The 19,760-nt window shown below is 47.8% G+C and carries 16 protein-coding genes, 2 tRNA genes, 2 rRNA genes and 2 pseudogenes; 12 read left to right on the forward strand and 10 right to left on the reverse strand.

What is annotated here, in order from left to right:
* Positions 1–15: 15 nt before the first annotated feature.
* From SK33_RS18950 to SK33_RS18980, 8 genes and pseudogenes are all read left to right on the forward strand, one after another.
* Complete coding sequence (locus SK33_RS18950; RefSeq protein WP_048219659.1) at positions 16–783, forward strand: amidohydrolase; 768 nt, start codon at positions 16–18, stop codon at positions 781–783.
* A gap of 179 nt (positions 784–962) precedes the next feature.
* The gene (locus SK33_RS18955) at positions 963–1,373 is read left to right on the forward strand and encodes a Spy/CpxP family protein refolding chaperone (protein ID WP_003838871.1); all 411 of its coding nucleotides are present in this window, start codon (positions 963–965) and stop codon (positions 1,371–1,373) included.
* A 288-nt stretch (positions 1,374–1,661) separates the two neighbouring features.
* Positions 1,662–2,486, forward strand: coding sequence for a PRD domain-containing protein (locus SK33_RS18960; protein WP_003031398.1), 825 nt, complete (start codon positions 1,662–1,664; stop codon positions 2,484–2,486).
* A gap of 31 nt (positions 2,487–2,517) precedes the next feature.
* Positions 2,518–3,790 (forward strand): annotated as a pseudogene (locus tag SK33_RS18965) (PTS transporter subunit EIIC); the annotation flags it as partial.
* Entirely contained in the window at positions 3,790–4,104 is a 315-nt protein-coding gene (locus tag SK33_RS26800; RefSeq protein WP_369707178.1) for a PTS transporter subunit EIIB, read from the forward strand. The pseudogene SK33_RS18965 and the gene SK33_RS26800, both read left to right, overlap by 1 nt.
* Positions 4,104–5,288, forward strand: coding sequence for a MalY/PatB family protein (locus tag SK33_RS18970; protein WP_048219662.1), 1,185 nt, complete (start codon positions 4,104–4,106; stop codon positions 5,286–5,288). The genes SK33_RS26800 and SK33_RS18970 overlap by 1 nt, the downstream gene beginning before the upstream one ends.
* Entirely contained in the window at positions 5,281–5,877 is a 597-nt protein-coding gene (locus SK33_RS18975; protein ID WP_003031405.1) for a KpsF/GutQ family sugar-phosphate isomerase, read from the forward strand. The genes SK33_RS18970 and SK33_RS18975 overlap by 8 nt, the downstream gene beginning before the upstream one ends.
* A gap of 73 nt (positions 5,878–5,950) precedes the next feature.
* Positions 5,951–6,901: a phosphoglycerate dehydrogenase gene (locus tag SK33_RS18980; protein WP_048219664.1), complete on the forward strand. Its 951-nt coding sequence runs from the start codon at positions 5,951–5,953 to the stop codon at positions 6,899–6,901.
* 49 nt (positions 6,902–6,950) lie between these two features.
* Here SK33_RS18980 and SK33_RS18985 read toward each other — a convergent pair.
* Together SK33_RS18985 and dnaQ are read right to left on the reverse strand one after the other, a co-directional pair.
* A tRNA-Asp gene (locus tag SK33_RS18985) sits at positions 6,951–7,027 on the reverse strand.
* A 134-nt stretch (positions 7,028–7,161) separates the two neighbouring features.
* On the reverse strand, positions 7,162–7,890 hold the full coding sequence (gene dnaQ, locus SK33_RS18990; protein ID WP_003031410.1) for a DNA polymerase III subunit epsilon: 729 nt from the start codon (positions 7,888–7,890) through the stop codon (positions 7,162–7,164).
* Here dnaQ and rnhA point away from each other — a divergent pair.
* Positions 7,844–8,422: pseudogene (rnhA, locus tag SK33_RS18995) on the forward strand (ribonuclease HI). The gene dnaQ and the pseudogene rnhA overlap by 47 nt on opposite strands.
* Here the strand turns inward: rnhA and SK33_RS19000 are convergent.
* A complete protein-coding gene (locus SK33_RS19000) occupies positions 8,419–9,141 on the reverse strand; it encodes a class I SAM-dependent methyltransferase (protein WP_003031413.1) in 723 nt (240 codons plus the stop codon). The pseudogene rnhA and the gene SK33_RS19000 sit on opposite strands and share 4 nt — an antisense overlap.
* 33 nt (positions 9,142–9,174) lie before the next feature.
* Between SK33_RS19000 and gloB the strand changes: the two genes are divergently transcribed.
* Positions 9,175–9,930 carry a hydroxyacylglutathione hydrolase gene (gene gloB / locus SK33_RS19005; protein WP_003031418.1) on the forward strand — a complete coding sequence of 252 codons (756 nt, stop codon included), beginning with the start codon at positions 9,175–9,177 and terminating at the stop codon, positions 9,928–9,930.
* A gap of 71 nt (positions 9,931–10,001) precedes the next feature.
* The gene (mltD, locus tag SK33_RS19010) at positions 10,002–11,360 is read left to right on the forward strand and encodes a murein transglycosylase D (RefSeq protein WP_003031421.1); all 1,359 of its coding nucleotides are present in this window, start codon (positions 10,002–10,004) and stop codon (positions 11,358–11,360) included.
* Between the two features lie 49 nt (positions 11,361–11,409).
* Here the strand turns inward: mltD and SK33_RS19015 are convergent, their stop codons facing one another.
* From SK33_RS19015 to SK33_RS19025, 3 genes are all read right to left on the reverse strand, one after another.
* Positions 11,410–12,180, reverse strand: a complete 771-nt coding sequence (locus SK33_RS19015) for a class I SAM-dependent methyltransferase (RefSeq protein ID WP_048219666.1) — start codon at positions 12,178–12,180, stop codon at positions 11,410–11,412.
* Between the two features lie 76 nt (positions 12,181–12,256).
* Entirely contained in the window at positions 12,257–13,057 is an 801-nt protein-coding gene (locus SK33_RS19020) for an endonuclease/exonuclease/phosphatase family protein (RefSeq protein ID WP_003031427.1), read from the reverse strand.
* 131 nt (positions 13,058–13,188) lie between these two features.
* Positions 13,189–14,364, reverse strand: coding sequence for an MFS transporter (locus SK33_RS19025; RefSeq protein ID WP_003838907.1), 1,176 nt, complete (start codon positions 14,362–14,364; stop codon positions 13,189–13,191).
* A 104-nt stretch (positions 14,365–14,468) separates the two neighbouring features.
* Between SK33_RS19025 and yafC the strand changes: the two genes are divergently transcribed.
* A complete protein-coding gene (gene yafC, locus SK33_RS19030) occupies positions 14,469–15,383 on the forward strand; it encodes a DNA-binding transcriptional regulator YafC (RefSeq protein ID WP_048219668.1) in 915 nt (304 codons plus the stop codon).
* Positions 15,384–15,404: 21 nt separating this feature from the next.
* On the opposite strand, the gene dkgB is transcribed toward yafC, so the two are convergent.
* The 4 genes from dkgB to SK33_RS19050 form a co-directional block, all read right to left on the reverse strand.
* Positions 15,405–16,208, reverse strand: coding sequence for a 2,5-didehydrogluconate reductase DkgB (dkgB, locus tag SK33_RS19035; RefSeq protein ID WP_032937070.1), 804 nt, complete (start codon positions 16,206–16,208; stop codon positions 15,405–15,407).
* A 164-nt stretch (positions 16,209–16,372) separates the two neighbouring features.
* Positions 16,373–16,449: transfer RNA gene (locus tag SK33_RS19040), tRNA-Asp, on the reverse strand.
* 55 nt (positions 16,450–16,504) lie between these two features.
* Positions 16,505–16,620: ribosomal RNA gene (gene rrf, locus SK33_RS19045) — 5S ribosomal RNA — on the reverse strand.
* Between the two features lie 90 nt (positions 16,621–16,710).
* A 23S ribosomal RNA gene (locus SK33_RS19050) occupies positions 16,711–19,616 on the reverse strand.
* Positions 19,617–19,760 lie beyond the last annotated feature (144 nt).

Consider the following 19,760-nt stretch of genomic DNA (forward strand, 5'->3'; position numbering starts at 1 on the left):
CGAGGAGCCTCGATCGTGCCTGGTTTGAAAATTACTCTGCTGCAACAACCATTGATCTGGATGGATGGCCCGGCCAACCTGCGCCATTTTGACCGACAACTGGAAACCGTCGCCGGACGTGATGTCATTGTATTGCCTGAGATGTTTACCAGCGGATTTGCCATGGAAGCGGCAAATAAATCGTTGCCGCAAGAAGAAGTTGTAAGCTGGATGCGTAGCAAAGCGCAGCAGACAAATGCCCTGATAGCAGGTAGCGCGGCGATACAGTCTGAACGGGGACCGGTGAATCGTTTTTTGCTGGTTGAACCCGAAGGTAATGTGCATTTCTACGACAAGCGCCATCTGTTCCGCATGGCGGATGAGCACCAGCATTACCAGGCGGGTGACGCGCGCGTTATTGTTGAATGGCGCGGCTGGCGCATTCTACCGTTGGTCTGTTATGACCTGCGTTTTCCGGTATGGTCGCGCAATCGCAACGATTACGACCTTGCGTTGTATGTTGCCAATTGGCCTGCGCCGCGTTCTCTGCACTGGCAGGTTCTGCTTGCCGCACGGGCGATTGAGAACCAGGCTTATGTAGCAGGATGTAACCGCGTGGGCACTGACGGTAACGGGCATCATTATCGCGGTGATAGCCGGGTGATTAATCCGCAGGGTGAGATTATTGCCACCGCCGAGCCGCATCAGGCCACACGCATTGACACAGAACTGTCTCTCTCAGCGCTGCGTGAATATCGCGAGAAATTTCCCGCCTGGCAGGATGCCGACCCGTTCACGCTATAACTATCGCCTTCACTCCCGCTGCATAATGTTTTTCCGTGGCGGGATTGTTTCACTCCGTAACCAACCGCAAAACAAATTCGCGTGGCGACATGCGGTGGGCATCGTATCCTGCAAAAGATAATCACTCGTAACCAGCGAGTGACTGACAATGTTAATAATTCCCTTATCAGGATCTCGACATGAAGAACTTCTTACGCATGACTTTGCTGGCAGTTACCGTGGCTGGCGCTTCTTTTAGCACGCTTGCAGCAACCACATCTAATGTTCCGGCTCCAGCCCAGGATCCGATAGTACAACATCTTAAGTTGAGCACTGACCAGATTGCGCAGATTAAAAAACTGCACCAGCAGCTTGAAACCAACGTAAGCCAGATTTCGGTGAAGGATGTTAAAGACGGCGCGTTGATTGACGTCATCAAGTCCGGGAAGTGGGATGAAACAGCCGTCAAAAAACAGCTTTCGGCATTCAGCAACATCGAACAGCAGGCGCGTTATTATCGCGTGAAATACTATTTTGACCTGAACAAAGTGCTGACTCCAGAACAGCGCCAGCAGGTGCAAAAAGACATCGCACAGACGCTAAGCGAGTAATTGCCTACACACTGCTGAAGGAAGGACGAACAACACTATACATAGGAAAATATTATATATCCCACCCATGAATTCACCACATGAATTATTAGTGTGTTGTATGTGTGGCTGGCATCTTAAATTTGTCATGCTAATCCCAAAACAGGACATGCATCTCATTTATTTAAGATAATCCTGTGTAGGGTATACACATCAGTGAGTAATCTTGTAACTGTTAAATCAGGCAAGACAACGTTTGAAGTGATTATTACTTCTTACTTGTCTTGCCTTTTTTTTTGGAGCCATGAAATGATCATCGAAAAAGTCATGAACAATAATTGTGTGCTGGCATCGATGAATGGTCAGGAAGTCATCATTTCTGGCCCTGGCGTAGGTTACAACAGAAAAAATGGCATGTCTGTTCCACCACATCCTGCTAATCGATTTTTTTATGTCAGAAATGAAGAAAAAGGAAAATTATACAAACTAATAGAAAGGGTAGATATTGATTATGTTTTTGTATCTGAAAACATAGTCCGTTATGCGGAGATAAATCTTGACAAAAAGTTGAACCCATCGCTTTTACTCATTCTTGCCGATCACATTTCGAATGCAGTCTCTCGATGCGCTGCTGGCATCCAAATCAATAATATATTCCTTGATGAGATAAAAGCATTATACAAGTCAGAGTATGCTATTAGTCGGGATGCTTTATCCATCGTCAATGAGCATTTTAACATCCGACTTCCGGATGATGAGATTGGTTTCATCGCTCTACATATTTTGAATAACTATGAAAACACCTCCAACTATGAATCTCTCAGGACTATAGAGTTCTCACAAAAAATCACAGATATTATTGAAAAAGTTTACGAGAAAAGAGTAGATCGTAACGCATTCAACTACTCACGTTTCATGACCCATTTAAAATATTTCTCCTGTCGGGTGCTATGCAACGAAAATATAAAGAATAAAGACATCGGTGATATCTATGAACATTTTCTGGAGAAAGATTTAATCTTGCAACATTCTATTATAAAAATAGAAGAGTATTTAAAATCAGAGTTTAACTATGAACTGGCGATGGAAGAAAAGTTGTATCTTTCAATTCGCATTAAGGTATTGATGGACTGATTGTATTTCACCTTATCACGAGACAGTTAATATGAAACAGAAAAAAGCCTGGAGTTTTTTTCAGAGCCTGGGTAAGGCATTTATGTATCCAATCGCTCTGCTAAGCGTATGCGGCATGATGTTAGGCCTGGGAAGTGGATTAGCCAGCGAGGAAATGGCTAAATTAATTCCTGTATTAGGGTACCCTGTTGTTAAATCATTTTTAGATTTTATTGTTAGCCTGGGTTTATTCGCTTTTGTTAATTTACCGGTATTATTTTCAATCGCCATCCCACTGGGTCTGTTGAAAGAAAAAGAAGATAAAGCATATGGCGCATTTTCCGGCCTGGTCGGGTTTATGGCAATGCATTTGGGAACAAATTTTTATCTTAAAAGTCACGGTCTGCTCGTCCCCACAGATCAGATGTCCACACATGGACAAACTATTATTCTGGGAATTCAGTCATACAATACCAGCGTATTGGGGGGAATCGTTGCAGGGTTGATGGTATTCGCCATGTACAAACGGATCGTCAATCTGCGTATCCCAGAGTCGTTGGGATTCTATAGTGGCCCACGCCTTGTTCCTATCATTACGTTAGTTGTCATGAGTGTTTTCGGCATCATAATCCCTTTTGTCTGGCCTCCTTTCTTTAACATGTTTATGTTAATCGGCCATTGGATATCCACCTCAGGTCCGGTAGGTTATTTCTTCTATGCCGTTGCAGAGCGCGTAACGATTCCCTTCGGACTAAATCATTTAGTCACATCTGTATTCAGATTTACTCCGATTGGCGGATCAGCAATCATCAACGGCGAGGAGTACTACGGCACTCTCAATATGTTTATGGCCTACGTCAAAGAAAACGCCGTCATTCCCTTAGACCTTGCCGGAAAAATGGAACAAGGTAAGCTAATGATCCAGTATGGTTTAGCAGGTGCGGCTCTTGCTATGTATCAGACTGCTCATGTACAAAATCGCAAGGCTATTAAAGCATTATTAATCTCTGCGGTACTGACTGTAATTATTGGCGGTGTTAGCGAACCGATTGAATTTTTATTCCTGTTTGTCAGCCCTGTCTTATTTGTATTCCATGCTTTTATGAATGGCTTCGCAAATATGTTTTTACCGTATCTCGGCGTGAAAATGGGATTCACCGGAGATTTGATTCAGTTTATAAGCTTTGGCGTATTACGGGGTGCAAGAACTGGATGGCCAGTGGCTGTCTGTGTAGAAATCGCCTATTTTTTCATTTATTACATGGTATTTAAATGGGCCATTCTAAAATACAACTTAATGACTGTTGGCAGAGAAGACAGTGACATGGTTCCATCTGCAACAACAGCTGATGTGATAACACCGACTGTCCAACCAGTGGCAAATAGAAATACAGACGTCAGCACCGCTGAGAATATGATTGCGGCTCTCGGAGGAAAAGAAAACATTACCTCTCTGGATAACTGTGTTACACGTTTACGGCTAACAATCAAAGATATAGAAGCAATTGATGAAGCTGCCATTAAAAAGCAGGGAGGGATCGCAATTGTCAAACTCGATAAAAATACCTTACAGGTCATTATTGGTACAAAAGTCATCGCCTTGCGTAAAGATATGGATAAATGTATGGGGTTATGTTGATGGATATTTTTAACACGCCTATTTCGCGAAAAGGAACTTACTGCACGCAGTGGGACTTCTGCGAAGACAGATTTGGTGTACACGATATTATTCCTTTTTCCATATCTGATATGGATCTACCCATACCACAAGCAATTACCAAAGCGCTACAGAAAAGACTGGAACATCCTGTCCTCGGGTATAGTCGCTGGCAACATAGCGAATATCTCAACGCGATATGCCATTGGTATGGTCAGAAATATGATACGATCATTGATGCTAACTGGATTACTTATAGTCCGAGTGTGATGTACTCAATCGCCAAAGCGCTAGAATTATTAACTGTACCTGAAGATAGCATTCTGACTTTCACTCCAGCATATAATGCATTCTTTGATGTTATCAAAAATAGTGGAAGAAAATTACTCACTTCAACATTGATTAAAAATGATGATGGCCGGTATGGCATAGACTGGAACGACTTCAATGCCAGAGCAAAACATGCAAAGGTAATTTTATTGTGCAATCCACATAATCCAACAGGAAAAGTATGGTCTGAGCATGAGTTAATTAAAATTTCAGAGATATGTATAAAAAATAACTGTTGGCTGTTATCCGATGAGATCCACAGTGATTTCGCTTTTAGCCATAAATTTACGTCTGCACTTAAATTGCACTACGATAAAACGGTTGTTTTTAACTCTATCTCAAAAACATTTAATGTCCCTGCTCTAACGGGCTCGTATCTTATCGCACCTGACATTATCTTTAATGAAAAATTCAGGGTGATAACTCGTTATCGGGATTTTGTGAATTCACCTTCGGTATTGAATATCATTGCCACTATGGTTGCCTACAATGAGTGTGATGTATGGTTACAACAGTTGAAGTCACACCTTCAGTCAAACATTGATGTTGCTGTTCATTATGTTCAAGAAAATCTTTCACCTCTGAAACTCAGAGAATCTGAGGGTTGCTATTTTGCATGGATAGACTGTTCACACATCAATTGTTCATTCGAAAAATTCTACGCCATGTTAATTCATGAAGGAAAAGTGGGGATCATGGCAGGCAACGTATATGGACCAGGTGGGGAAAACTATTTACGGTTAAATCTGGCTTGCAGCAGGGAAAAACTATACCAGGGCTTATCTCGGGTGGCTTACGTTATTGATAAAATTAATCAGGAAAACAGACATGAATAATACTGAGGTCATCTCACTCATTAAAGGATTTATGCGAAATGAGCAAAAAGCAGTTGAGGAAATTATTAATGCACCGCTTTCAGAAACCGCAACTCTTGTAAAAATACTGCAATCCTGTAGCGGAAAAGTTGTCTTTATCGGCGTAGGAAAATCAGGAATTATTGCAAAAAAATTGGCAGCGACATTTGCCAGCACCGGTACCCCCTCTTTTTTTATTCATGGAACAGAAGCTGTTCATGGCGATCTGGGCATGGTTACCAGTGAAGATATTGTTATTTTGATATCCAATAGTGGTGAGACAGCAGAACTGTTAGCTACGCTACCAAGTCTGAAAAAAATGAAAAATTTTCTGGTCTCATTTACCCGAAGCCACAATTCGTCGCTGGCTATCTGCTGTGATTTATCGATTGAAATACCCGTAAAAAGTGAAGCCGACACCTTAGGTCTTGCTCCATCCTGCTCTTCTACGGCTGTTCTTGTCGTGGGAGATGCGGTAGCCCTCACGCTGTCAGAACTCAAGCAGTTTACCCGAACCGATTTTGGTTTATTTCATCCAGGAGGTGCTCTCGGCGTTAAAGTAAATTCATAACTTGTGTCATTTTTATTGTAACCGGTCTACGCCATCACAACCTGATGGCGTTCTCAGGTACGAGGTAACAGATATGAAAAATGTATTAATCACCGTTTCCAGTTTTTCGGCTCGTTGTGTAACCGGTTGCAAATTATTGCGCGATAATCAATATAATCTCATTTTCAAGAACAGTGTGAATCATCTTATCGCATCAGAATCAGATGAGTTGAGGGCATCTATTGATGCTGTCATTGCCGGAACGGATTGCTATGACGCCAGTGTGTTTTCTCTTCTACCAAAACTGAAAATCATCTCAAGATTTGGTACCGGCGTTGATAATATAGATACTTACGCGGCAAAAAAATCAGGCATTGTGGTTAATAATGCACGAGGCATCAATGCCAACGCTGTCGCCGAATTTATCATTGGCCTTATCTTTTCTGGTCTGAGAAATATTCCCGGTAATCATATGGACATGCAAAACGGCTATTGGGGATACTCGCTGGGAAATGAATTAAATGGTAAACGGGTAGGATTATTAGGTTTTGGGAATATTGCCAAAACGTTGGTTAAGAGGTTGTCCGGCTTCGAGATCGAAATTCTCGCGTACGACAAAAACCCGGATCATGAGATAGCTGAAAAAATGGCTGTTAAGTTTGTGTCGGTTGACGACATCTTCATGCAGTCCAACGTCATTGTCGTGCTTCTCCCTTATACATCATCCTTAGAGAATTTTATCAGTCACAAATACCTTTCTATGATGAGAAATGGTGCCCTGCTCATCAATGCGGCTCGTGGGAAATTAATCGATGAACGCGCTTTGTTGCAGGTGATTGATGAAAGGAATGTGTTTTCCGCCCTCGACGTATTTCAGCATGAACCTTTGCCACAATTCAGCCCTCTGCTACATTCCAGAAATATTATCACGACCCCACACATCGCCGCTGCGACGGTTGAATCGTACCACCAGACAGGTATCCATACCGCGCGGTCAGTTATTGATTTTTTTGATGGTAAAATGATAGATAATATTTTGCAGTGATTAAAACGACGAAAGCCTGAATCATTTCTGATTCAGGCTTTCTGAATAGTGGCGGAATGGACGGGACTCGAACCCGCGACCCCCTGCGTGACAGGCAGGTATTCTAACCAACTGAACTACCACTCCGCGTTGTGTTCCGCTTGGGAACGAAGCGAATATTACGGATTGCTTCGCACCTCGTCAACGCTTTTTCTCACGTTTTTTAATCGTTTGCTGCAAAAATCACCCGAACGGCCATTTTCATACGGTAAATGTACAAACTATGCCCGCCAGAGGCAACTTCCGCCTTTCTTCTGCACCAGGTCAAGGCGTGACTCATGGGCCGCTAACTCTTCATCAGTGGCGAAAACAACACGTAGTTTGCTGGACTGGCGCACAATACGCTGGATCCCCGTGTCATTCCTCTGCTGGCTGTCGCCTTCCATTGAGAACGCCATCGTGGTCTGCCCGCCGGTCATCATCAGATAAACGTCGGCCAGAATCTGGGCATCAAGCAATGCGCCGTGCAGGGTTCGTTTACTGTTGTCTATCTCATAGCGCGAGCACAACGCATCAAGGCTGTTTCGCTTGCCAGGAAACATTTTCCTCGCCAGCGCCAGGCTATCGGTTATTTTGCAGAATTCGTTCGTCTTCGGAATATCCCGCTTGAGCTTCGCGAACTCGTAATCCATAAAACCGATATCGAACGATGCGTTATGGATGACCAGCTCCGCGCCGCGAATGTAGTCGAGAAATTCGTCGGCTACATCAGCAAACGTGGGTTTATCAAGCAGGAATTCGTCTGCGATTCCGTGTACACCGAACGCTTCCGGGTCCACCAGCCGATCCGGCTTCAGATAAACATGGAAGTTATTGCCGGTCAGGCGGCGGTTCACCACTTCAACCGCACCGATCTCAATGATCTTGTGGCCTTCATAGTGGGCGCCAATCTGGTTCATACCGGTGGTTTCGGTATCGAGGACGATCTGTCGTGTAATTCCAGTGCTCATAACGGTCATTTATGTCAGACTTATCGTTTGATTTCGATTTGCTAAAACAGGAAGTCTACCAGAGATGCTTAAACAGGTAGAAATTTTCACCGATGGTTCTTGCCTGGGAAATCCAGGACCGGGTGGTTATGGGGCAATTTTACGCTATCGCGGGCGCGAAAAAACCTTTAGCGAAGGCTACAACCTTACAACTAATAATCGCATGGAGCTGATGGCAGCAATCGTTGCGCTGGAAGCCCTGAAAGAACAGTGTGAAGTGATACTCAGCACGGACAGCCAGTATGTGCGCCAGGGCATTACGCAGTGGATCCACAACTGGAAGAAGCGTGGCTGGAAAACAGCAGATAAAAAACCAGTGAAGAACGTCGATCTGTGGAAGCGTCTCGATGCCGCTTTGGGCCCTCATCAAATCAAATGGGAATGGGTTAAAGGCCATGCAGGCCATCCGGAAAACGAACGCTGCGATGAGCTTGCGCGCGCCGCGGCCATGAGCCCAACTCAGGATGATATTGGGTATCAGACTGAGGCTTAAGCGTCCGGTTTACGGTATTGCCGGGTCGCGCCAACGGCATGACGGATAGGCGTTTTGCTTTTATTTTGTTTCATCGGGTTGAGTGTAAGTGGAATGGTTCGCTTGCGCGCAACCACCAGCTGTAAACAGCCCAGCGCGGGGATATGGGTGCTTAACATTTTCCCGCCCTTCTTATTCCAGGGCAGAACATGAAAACGACTATAGTGCAGCACTTCAAAATTCAGTAATGATAGCCAGTCCAATTGACGCATGAGGGTAAACATCCGACTGTTATAGGGCGATGTCTTACGCAATACGGGCACCAGTTTACGCAAACCCATCAGGCTTACCGGGTTAAAGCCGCTCAAAATCAACCAACCGTCATCAATCAACACGCGATCGGCTTCACGCAGTAGGCGATGCGGATCGGAACACCACGGTAACGTATGGGCCAATAAACAGACATCCACGGACTTATCGGCAAAGGGAAGATGCAAAGGATCGGCCGTCACCTGCATGGGAGAACCCTGCAAAGAAACATTTACCTGATGAGAAACCGCGCACGCTTCGGAATCGATTTCTGCGCTTAAATTACCAACCTTAAGCAGATGAAAACCGTACATTTTTGCGAACCACGGGTTAAGCTGATACTCCAGCGCCTCACGATAGTGTTCGCCCCAGGGCAGATCATCCCAGCTAACGGGCGCTACGACAGTTTGAGGGATCCTTGCCGGTTTCATCACAACCTTCCGTTACGCATTGAGAGGTAATATATGAATCTTAACAGTATTCCTGCATTTCAGGACAATTACATCTGGGTCTTGTCAAATAATGACCAGCATTGTCTGATTGTGGACCCGGGTGAAGCGGCTCCTGTTCTGAAAGCCATTGCAGAGCATAACTGGGTGCCTGAAGCCATTCTGCTAACCCATCATCATCAGGATCACGTGGGCGGAGTGAAAGAACTTCTGCAGCATTTCCCACAAATAGTGGTATACGGACCGGCTGAAACGCAAGATAAGGGAACGACACACATAGTCGAAGATGGTGATATTGCACTCGTTTTGGGGCATGAATTTAGGGTAATTGCTACTCCGGGTCACACTTTAGGACATATCTGTTACTTTAGCCATCCTTACTTATTTTGTGGTGACACACTCTTTTCTGGCGGTTGCGGTCGACTTTTCGAAGGCACAGCGACCCAAATGTATCAATCACTTAAAAAAATAAACGCCCTTCCTGACGATACATTAATTTGTTGCGCACATGAGTACACATTAGCAAACATGAAGTTTGCCTTAAGCATTCTCCCGCACGATTCGTTCATAAATGAATATTATCGTAAAGTTAATGAGTTACGCGTAAAAAAACAAATGACACTACCCGTAATTCTGAAAAATGAGCGGCGAAATAATCTTTTTTTAAGAACAGAAGATATTGATTTAATTAATGAAATTAACAAAGAAACAATATTGCAACAACCTGAGGAGCGTTTTGCCTGGTTAAGGTCAAAGAAAGATACGTTCTGACAATTCCGGGTTGCCTTTTGAAAACTTCGCCGTTATGATCGGTCGTCTTTTAAGCAACTATTGACACACACATGAAGGCAAAAGCGATATTACTCGCCTCTGTCCTGCTTGTTGGGTGCCAGAATACTGGTAACGTCCAACAACACGCACAGAGCCTTTCTGCTGCTGGTCAAGGGGAAGCAGGAAAGTTTACAAGTCAGGCGCGATGGATGGACGACGGAACATCTATCGCTGCTGATCAAGATTTGTGGGCTTTCATTGGTGACGAGCTAAAGATGGGAATTCCGGAAAACAGCCGGATTCGCGAACAGAAACAGAAGTATTTACGCAATAAGAGCTATCTCCACGATGTAACTTTACGGGCAGAGCCGTATATGTACTGGATAGCCGGGCAGGTTAAGAAACGTAACATGCCTATGGAACTGGTACTACTACCCATAGTGGAGAGCGCTTTTGATCCTCACGCAACGTCTGGCGCCAATGCCGCAGGTATTTGGCAGATCATTCCGAGCACGGGGCGCAATTATGGTTTAAAACAGACCCGCAGTTATGATGCACGTCGCGACGTTGTGGCTTCCACCACCGCCGCGCTGGACATGATGCAGCGTCTGAACAAGATGTTTGATGGCGACTGGCTGCTGACCGTTGCTGCTTATAATAGCGGTGAAGGTCGTGTCATGAAGGCAATCAAAACGAACAAAGCTCGTGGTAAACCCACTGACTTCTGGTCGTTGCCATTGCCTCAGGAAACGAAGCTATACGTGCCCAAAATGCTGGCATTGAGCGATATACTCAAAAACAGCAAACGCTATGGCGTACGTCTGCCAACAACAGACGAAAGCCGCGCGTTGGCACGTGTTCGCCTGAGTAGCCCGGTTGAGATGGCTCAGGTTGCCGATATGGCGGGTATTTCCGTTAGCAAGCTGAAGACCTTCAATGCAGGCGTGAAAGGTTCCACGCTGGGTGCCAGCGGCCCGCAATATGTGATGGTGCCAAAGAAGCATGCAGAGAAGCTGCGTGAGTCTCTGGCTTCAGGCGAAATTGCAGCCGTGCAGTCAACGCTGGTCGCGGATAACACGCCGCTGAACAGCCGTAGCTACAAAGTTCGCTCTGGCGATACGCTTTCTGGCGTTGCTTCACGTCTTGGCGTGAGCATCAATGACCTTAAGCAGTGGAATAATCTGCGCGGGTCATCGCTGAAAGTAGGCCAGAATCTGACGGTGGGCGCTGGCAGCAGCGCACAGCGACTGGCGAACAACAGCGATAGCATCACCTATCGTGTGCGTAAAGGCGACTCGCTCTCGAGTATTGCCAAACGCCACGGGGTTAACATCAAGGATGTGATGCGCTGGAACAGCGATACGAATAATCTACAGCCAGGCGATCAGCTAACGTTGTTTGTGAAAAACAACGACATGCCGGACTCCTGATAGCATTGTAGAAATGAAGGCACTGGTTTCCCCCCAGTGCCTTTTTCATTTATCCCGCTTTATGTGCCTCAACCATTATCGTGTCGCTGGTAAACGAGCCATCTCCCTGTAACGCAAAGTAGTCTTTCACTTGTGCAGAAGCACTTTGTTGGTAGGCACGAATCGCGTCGCTCAACGCTGCAGGCGTACGCATCCGCGCCACCCACGAACTGAATTCCAGCGCCAGACGATCGGTTAACAAGGTATCGGCAATCAGATTGGCGTCATTGATTAACGACAACCACTCTCCGCTGGAATAGTTGCGTACGTGTGAGGTATCGCGTAACGCCTCCACGGTTTGCAACCAGATATCACGTACTGGGTGGCCAGGCGACATCACATCCATCACAATCAGTACACCACCGGGCTTCAGAACGCGGTTCACTTCCCGCAGCGCGCGCCCGACATCATGCCAGTGATGCGCGGAATAGCGGCTAATCACCACATCAAATACGTTATCTTCAAATGGCAGGCTTTCAGCATACCCCTGCCGTGTGGCGATATTTTCCAGACCTCGGTCTTTTGCCGCCTTAGCAACCACTTCAAGCATCTGCGACGATAAATCATAAGCCACGACCTGCTTTACCTGTTGCGCGGCCACAAAGCTGGCGTGCCCTGCTCCGCATCCCATATCCAATACGCGAGCCTGCGGAAATGCCGACAACCTTTCCCCCAGACGTTGCAAGTCACGGCCAGAGGCGTGCACCGTACTGGTTAAATAGGCATTAGCCTGAGAGCCAAACTGTTTTTCGACGTTGTCATGGTGAGAGCGTGTTGTCATTGTGTTGTCCTTCGGTTGTTATGAAATATGAAGGGCAACCATCACAGGCCTGCCCTATGGCAGACCTGACACACCGTTATTGTTCAGGTTTGCCGGGACTGAATTCAACGAGTAGCGGGTTGTGATCGGATGCACGGGTGACCAGCACAGAGGCTTCACTTACGTTCAGACCGCGATAGAACACAAAATCGAGAGGGCGACCAAACGCACGGCGGCGCTGATCGTCAGTAAAGCGAACCTGGCGCAGCGACATTTCACGCGCAAAGCGGTACAGCGCATTCATCCGTCGACGGCTCCAGGCATTAAAATCGCCAGCCATGATCACCGGACCGCTGTGATGAGCAATCTGATCGCCAATGGGAAGTAACTGCTTACTATAGACATCAACGCCAAGGCTAAAGTTAACCGCGTGGATATTCACCACCATTAACAGCCGAGTGTCAGGCAACGGGTACACCGTCACCAGCGCCGATTTCGCCAGCCGTAAAATAGGCTCACGCTCGCGCAATGGACAGCAGTAAACAGGATGAGCAGCAGAGAGCGTCATGACGCCAGAGGGATGCTGAGGTAGCACAAAGGCGGGAACCTGGTCGGCAGCAAGATAGTTAGCGGTCGCAAACTGCACCAGTTCTGGCGTGGTTTGTGCTTCCTGCAATAACACCAGATGCGCATCTTTGCCAAAATTCTTCAGCACCGACTGCCATTCTGCGCGCTGCTGTTTAAAAATATTCCATACCAGCACACGAATGCGATCTTCACTGCTTAACGGAACGCCTGCGGGTAATGCCTGGCCAATATGCGCAAACGACCCCGGCGGTAAAATCCGCTCGGCGGGTTGTCCGGCAACATAACGCATGGCATAGGTGTTTTTTCGCACTTTAGACTTTCAAACCTCTGTAACGTCAACCAGTCCGCAGCCGGACTGGTTCTTCTGTTATAGGGATTTTAGCACTCACTTTCAACGAACAATTGCAGTTTGTTTTGTAAGTGGGCGCTTACATCAATGATTTACCCCAAAGCAACGCGCGCGGGCTTATCAAGACGACCGCTGAGTCCCATCAGAAGGAAAGCAACCAGGACAATAAGTGCACCAATCCACGGCGTCTGCGCCAGACCATAATGCTCGACCGTTTGTCCACCAATCACTGAACCCAGTGCAATGCCAATATTAAACGCCGCAATGTTCAACCCTGACGCCACATCTACAGCATTAGGCGTAAATTGTTCCGCTTTCTGTACCACGTAGACCTGCAACCCCGGTACGTTACCAAAGGCAAAGATCCCCATTACCAGGATGGTAGCCAGCGCGGCATACTGCGTAGAAGCCGTCAGTTGGAAAACCATCAACAGAACAAACAACGCGGCGAAAATAAATTTCAGCGCAGGAACAGCACCATGCTTATCCGCCAGCTTACCACCCCAGATATTACCGATAGCCACTGAAACACCATAACCCAGTAAGATCCAGCTTACTGCTGCCGGAGAGAATCCCGCCAGATCCTGCATCATCGGTGCCAGGAAGGTGAATGCCGTGAATACACCGCCGTAGCCCAGTGCCGTAACGGCATAAATCAGCAACAGACGGGGATGAGTCAGCACCTTCACCTGGTCGCGAATGCTGGCGGCTGCACGACCGGGAATATTGGCGGGGATCAACAGCTGGCTACTGATCAGTGCAATCACGCCTAACATTGATACCGCAAGAAAAGTCTCGCGCCAGCCAAAGTGTTGACCAATAAACGTACCCAGCGGCACGCCGGTTACCAGCGCCACCGTTAAGCCACCAAACATAATAGCGATGGCGGAGGCCGCTTTCTCTTTTGGCACCAGACTTGTCGCGATGGTAGAACCAATCGAGAAGAATACGCCGTGTGCCAGCCCAGTCAGCAGACGAGCGACAATGAGTGTCATATACCCGGGAGCCTGCCATGCCAGCAAATTCCCCGCCGTAAACAGAACCATCAGCGCAACCAGTAACTGTTTACGTGGCAGGCGTCCGGTCAAAGCGGTCAGTACCGGTGCGCCAATCGCCACACCCAGCGCATAGATGGAAACCAGCATCCCGGCGGAAGGTAACGAGATCGCCAGTTGTTGAGCGATGGTCGGCACCAGACCAACAATCACAAACTCAGTAGTGCCTATAGCGAAGGCACTAATTGTTAGTGCAAATAAAGCGAGAGGCATAAATAACTCCGTAACATCAGTAATCAGATGACACGCAGTATGCCTGGATGTTTTAATGACAAAAATATTCAAAATCTCAATATAATTTTGCGTCAGGTGCAAAAATGAAAGCAACCTCTGAAGAACTTGCGATTTTTGTAGCGGTAGTGGAAAGCGGCAGCTTTAGCCGGGCGGCAGAACAGCTTGGACAAGCCAATTCCGCGGTCAGTCGGGCAGTAAAAAAGCTGGAGATGAAACTGGGCGTCAGTTTGCTTAATCGAACGACCCGACAGCTAAGTCTCACTGAGGAAGGAGAGCGCTATTTCAGGCGGGTGCAGCAGATACTGCAAGAGATGGCTGCAGCAGAAACGGAAATCATGGAGTCGCGTAATACTCCGCGCGGCCTGCTGCGCATCGACGCAGCAACACCGGTGATGTTGCATTTCCTGATGCCGCTAATCAAACCGTTCCGGGAGCGGTATCCCGAGATGACGTTGTCTCTCGTCTCCTCGGAAACATTCATCAATCTTATTGAACGAAAAGTGGATATTGCTATACGAGCGGGCACACTGACTGACTCGAGTCTACGTGCGCGTCCGTTATTTACCAGCTATCGCAAGATTATTGCCTCACCGGAGTACATTGCCCGTTTTGGTAGACCAGAGACCGTCGAGGAGTTAAAACAGCATCTGTGTCTGGGGTTTTCCGAACCGGTTTCGCTCAATACCTGGCCGATTGCCTGTAGCGACGGACAGCTGCATGAGGTCGAGTGTGGCATTTCTTCCAACAGTGGGGAAACGCTAAAACAGCTTTGCCTGAACGGCAACGGCATCGCCTGTCTTTCAGATTATATGATAGATAAAGAGATCGCGCGGGGAGAGCTAGTGGAACTGCTGGCCGATAAACGTCTGCCGGTAAAAATGCCTTTCAGCGCCGTTTACTACAGCGATCGTGCGGTCAGTACACGTATTCGTGCATTTATAGACTTTTTAAGTGAATATATAAGAACAGCTCCCGAAGGAGCTGTAAAAGAGGGGTAAGGGATACACAGGATCGGGCAATTAATCCCAGGCAGGAGCCAGACCTTCCGGGCTGACCAGACGATCGTTGCAGTCCAGTGCCGCGATCATTTTTTTATCTTCGGCATCCAGATGCAGTTCCAGCGCCAGCAGGTTGCTTGCCAGGTTTTCACGTTTGGTAGAAGAAGGAATTACGGAGTAACCTTCCCCCATTGCCCATGCCAGAATAACCTGCGCCGGGGTCGCGTTATGTTTAGCGGCAATGTGCGCAATCACTTCATCTTTCAGCGCGTTACCGTAAGCCAGCGTCATGTAAGAGGTGATGTGGATACCGTGTGCTTTCGCCCAGTCAACCACCTTACGGCTCTGAAGATACGGAGAAAGCTCAATCTGGTTGGTCGCAATATTGTCTGCGCCTACTGCGGCAATGGCTTTTTCCATCAGCGCAATAGTGAAGTTTGAGATACCAATTTCACGAGTCAGTCCCTGCTGTTTTGCTTCGAGCAGCGCCAGCATGAATTCCTCAACAGATACAGCATCTCCTGGAGATGGCCAGTGGATCAGCGCCAAATCAACATAATCTGTACGCAGTTTCTTCAGGCTTTCTTTCAGACTTGGGAGCAGTTTTTCTTTGCTGAGATTTTCAATCCAGATCTTGGTGGTGATGTACAGTTCGTTACGCGGTACGCCGCTTTCGGCAATCGCCTGACCAACAGCCGCTTCATTATCATAGATTTGCGCAGTGTCGACAGCACGGTAGCCCAGCTCAAGCGCCGTTTTAACAGAAGCGATAACCACGTCGTCTTTCAGGCGGAAAGTACCCAAACCGAATGCAGGGATAGCCATAGAACTCCTCTTTTTAATCACTATGTTCATCAACTAAGAGGATTATGACTTCCAGCTCTTTATAGAAAAAGAGTGATAAATGCAGAGGATTTTTGCGGATGTAGCAATAATTAAATTGCAAGCAAAGAAAAAGCCCTGAGCTAATGCTCAGGGCTCTTAATAAGTGGCGGAACGGACGGGACTCGAACCCGCGACCCCCTGCGTGACAGGCAGGTATTCTAACCAACTGAACTACCGCTCCACCGAATTTCTTTGTCACTACCCGGATTCTTCATCCCGGTTTACTGCAATTTGATGCCTGGCAGTTCCCTACTCTCGCATGGGGAGACCCCACACTACCATCGGCGCTACGGCGTTTCACTTCTGAGTTCGGCATGGGGTCAGGTGGGACCACCGCGCTACAGCCGCCAGGCAAATTCTGTTATTAACCCGCTTTTCGCCGGTTAATGTAATCTGTATCAAGCTGAATCTCGTCTCTTCGCCAAAACATCTTCGGCGTTGTAAGGTTAAGCCTCACGGTTCATTAGTATCGGTTAGCTCAATGTATCGCTACACTTACACACCCGACCTATCAACGTCATAGTCTTTAACGTTCCTTCAGGAGACTTATAGTCTCAGGGAGAACTCATCTCGGGGCAAGTTTCGTGCTTAGATGCTTTCAGCACTTATCTCTTCCGCATTTAGCTACCGGGCAATGCCATTGGCATGACAACCCGAACACCAGTGATGCGTCCACTCCGGTCCTCTCGTACTAGGAGCAGCCCCCCTCAATTCTCCAGCGCCCACGGCAGATAGGGACCGAACTGTCTCACGACGTTCTAAACCCAGCTCGCGTACCACTTTAAATGGCGAACAGCCATACCCTTGGGACCTACTTCAGCCCCAGGATGTGATGAGCCGACATCGAGGTGCCAAACACCGCCGTCGATATGAACTCTTGGGCGGTATCAGCCTGTTATCCCCGGAGTACCTTTTATCCGTTGAGCGATGGCCCTTCCATTCAGAACCACCGGATCACTAAGACCTGCTTTCGCACCTGCTCGAGCCGTCACTCTCGCAGTCAAGCTAGCTTATGCCTTTGCACTAACCTCCTGATGTCCGACCAGGATTAGCTAACCTTCGTGCTCCTCCGTTACTCTTTAGGAGGAGACCGCCCCAGTCAAACTACCCACCAGACACTGTCCGCAACCCGGATTACGGGTCCACGTTAGAACACCAGCCATTAAAGGGTGGTATTTCAAGGATGGCTCCATGCAGACTGGCGTCCACACTTCAAAGCCTCCCACCTATCCTACACATCAAGGACCAGTGTTCAGTGTCAAGCTATAGTAAAGGTTCACGGGGTCTTTCCGTCTTGCCGCGGGTACACTGCATCTTCACAGCGAGTTCAATTTCACTGAGTCTCGGGTGGAGACAGCCTGGCCATCATTACGCCATTCGTGCAGGTCGGAACTTACCCGACAAGGAATTTCGCTACCTTAGGACCGTTATAGTTACGGCCGCCGTTTACCGGGGCTTCGATCAAGAGCTTCTCCTTACGGATAACCCCATCAATTAACCTTCCGGCACCGGGCAGGCGTCACACCGTATACGTCCACTTTCGTGTTTGCACAGTGCTGTGTTTTTAATAAACAGTTGCAGCCAGCTGGTATCTTCGACTGATTTCAGCTCCATGAGTAAATCACTTCACCTACATATCAGCGTGCCTTCTCCCGAAGTTACGGCACCATTTTGCCTAGTTCCTTCACCCGAGTTCTCTCAAGCGCCTTGGTATTCTCTACCTGACCACCTGTGTCGGTTTGGGGTACGATTTCGTGTTACCTGATGCTTAGAGGCTTTTCCTGGAAGCAGGGCATTTGTTACTTCAGCACCGTAGTGCCTCGTCATCACACCTCAGCGTTAAAAGGTACCGGATTTACCTGGAACCTCCGCCTACATGCTTAAACCGGGACAACCGTCGCCCGGCTAACATAGCCTTCTCCGTCCCCCCTTCGCAGTAACACCAAGTACAGGAATATTAACCTGTTTCCCATCGACTACGCCTTTCGGCCTCGCCTTAGGGGTCGACTCACCCTGCCCCGATTAACGTTGGACAGGAACCCTTGGTCTTCCGGCGTGCGGGTTTTTCACCCGCATTATCGTTACTTATGTCAGCATTCGCACTTCTGATACCTCCAGCATACCTCACAGTACACCTTCAACGGCTTACAGAACGCTCCCCTACCCAACAACACATAGTGTCGCTGCCGCAGCTTCGGTGCATGGTTTAGCCCCGTTACATCTTCCGCGCAGGCCGACTCGACCAGTGAGCTATTACGCTTTCTTTAAATGATGGCTGCTTCTAAGCCAACATCCTGGCTGTCTGTGCCTTCCCACATCGTTTCCCACTTAACCATGACTTTGGGACCTTAGCTGGCGGTCTGGGTTGTTTCCCTCTTCACGACGGACGTTAGCACCCGCCGTGTGTCTCCCGTGATAACATTCTTCGGTATTCGCAGTTTGCATCGGGTTGGTAAGTCGGGATGACCCCCTAGCCGAAACAGTGCTCTACCCCCGAAGATGAGTTCACGAGGCGCTACCTAAATAGCTTTCGGGGAGAACCAGCTATCTCCCGGTTTGATTGGCCTTTCACCCCCAGCCACAAGTCATCCGCTAATTTTTCAACATTAGTCGGTTCGGTCCTCCAGTTAGTGTTACCCAACCTTCAACCTGCCCATGGCTAGATCACCGGGTTTCGGGTCTATACCCTGCAACTTAACGCCCAGTTAAGACTCGGTTTCCCTTCGGCTCCCCTATACGGTTAACCTTGCTACAGAATATAAGTCGCTGACCCATTATACAAAAGGTACGCAGTCACCCCATAAAGAGGCTCCCACTGCTTGTACGTACACGGTTTCAGGTTCTTTTTCACTCCCCTCGCCGGGGTTCTTTTCGCCTTTCCCTCACGGTACTGGTTCACTATCGGTCAGTCAGGAGTATTTAGCCTTGGAGGATGGTCCCCCCATATTCAGACAGGATACCACGTGTCCCGCCCTACTCTTCGAGTTCACAACCTGTGCATTTTGGTGTACGGGACTATCACCCTGTACCGTCGGACTTTCCAGACCGTTCCACTAACACACAAGCTGATTCAGACTCTGGGCTGCTCCCCGTTCGCTCGCCGCTACTGGGGGAATCTCGGTTGATTTCTTTTCCTCGGGGTACTTAGATGTTTCAGTTCCCCCGGTTCGCTTCATTACGCTATGTATTCACGTAATGATAGTGTGTCGAAACACACTGGGTTTCCCCATTCGGAAATCGCCGGTTATAACGGTTCATATCACCTTACCGACGCTTATCGCAGATTAGCACGTCCTTCATCGCCTCTGACTGCCAGGGCATCCACCGTGTACGCTTAGTCGCTTAACCTCACAACCCGAAGATGTTTCTTTCGATTCATCATCGACTTGCAAAAATTTGAGAGACTCGAACACACCATTTTTCATTTCTTATTACGGAGAAATGAAACAGTGTGTCGTTTCAATTTTCAGCTTGATCCAGATTTTTAAAGAG

The sequence above is a fragment of the Citrobacter sp. MGH103 genome (assembly GCF_001034475.2).
GTDB classification, from domain to species: Bacteria; Pseudomonadota; Gammaproteobacteria; order Enterobacterales; family Enterobacteriaceae; genus Citrobacter; species Citrobacter freundii.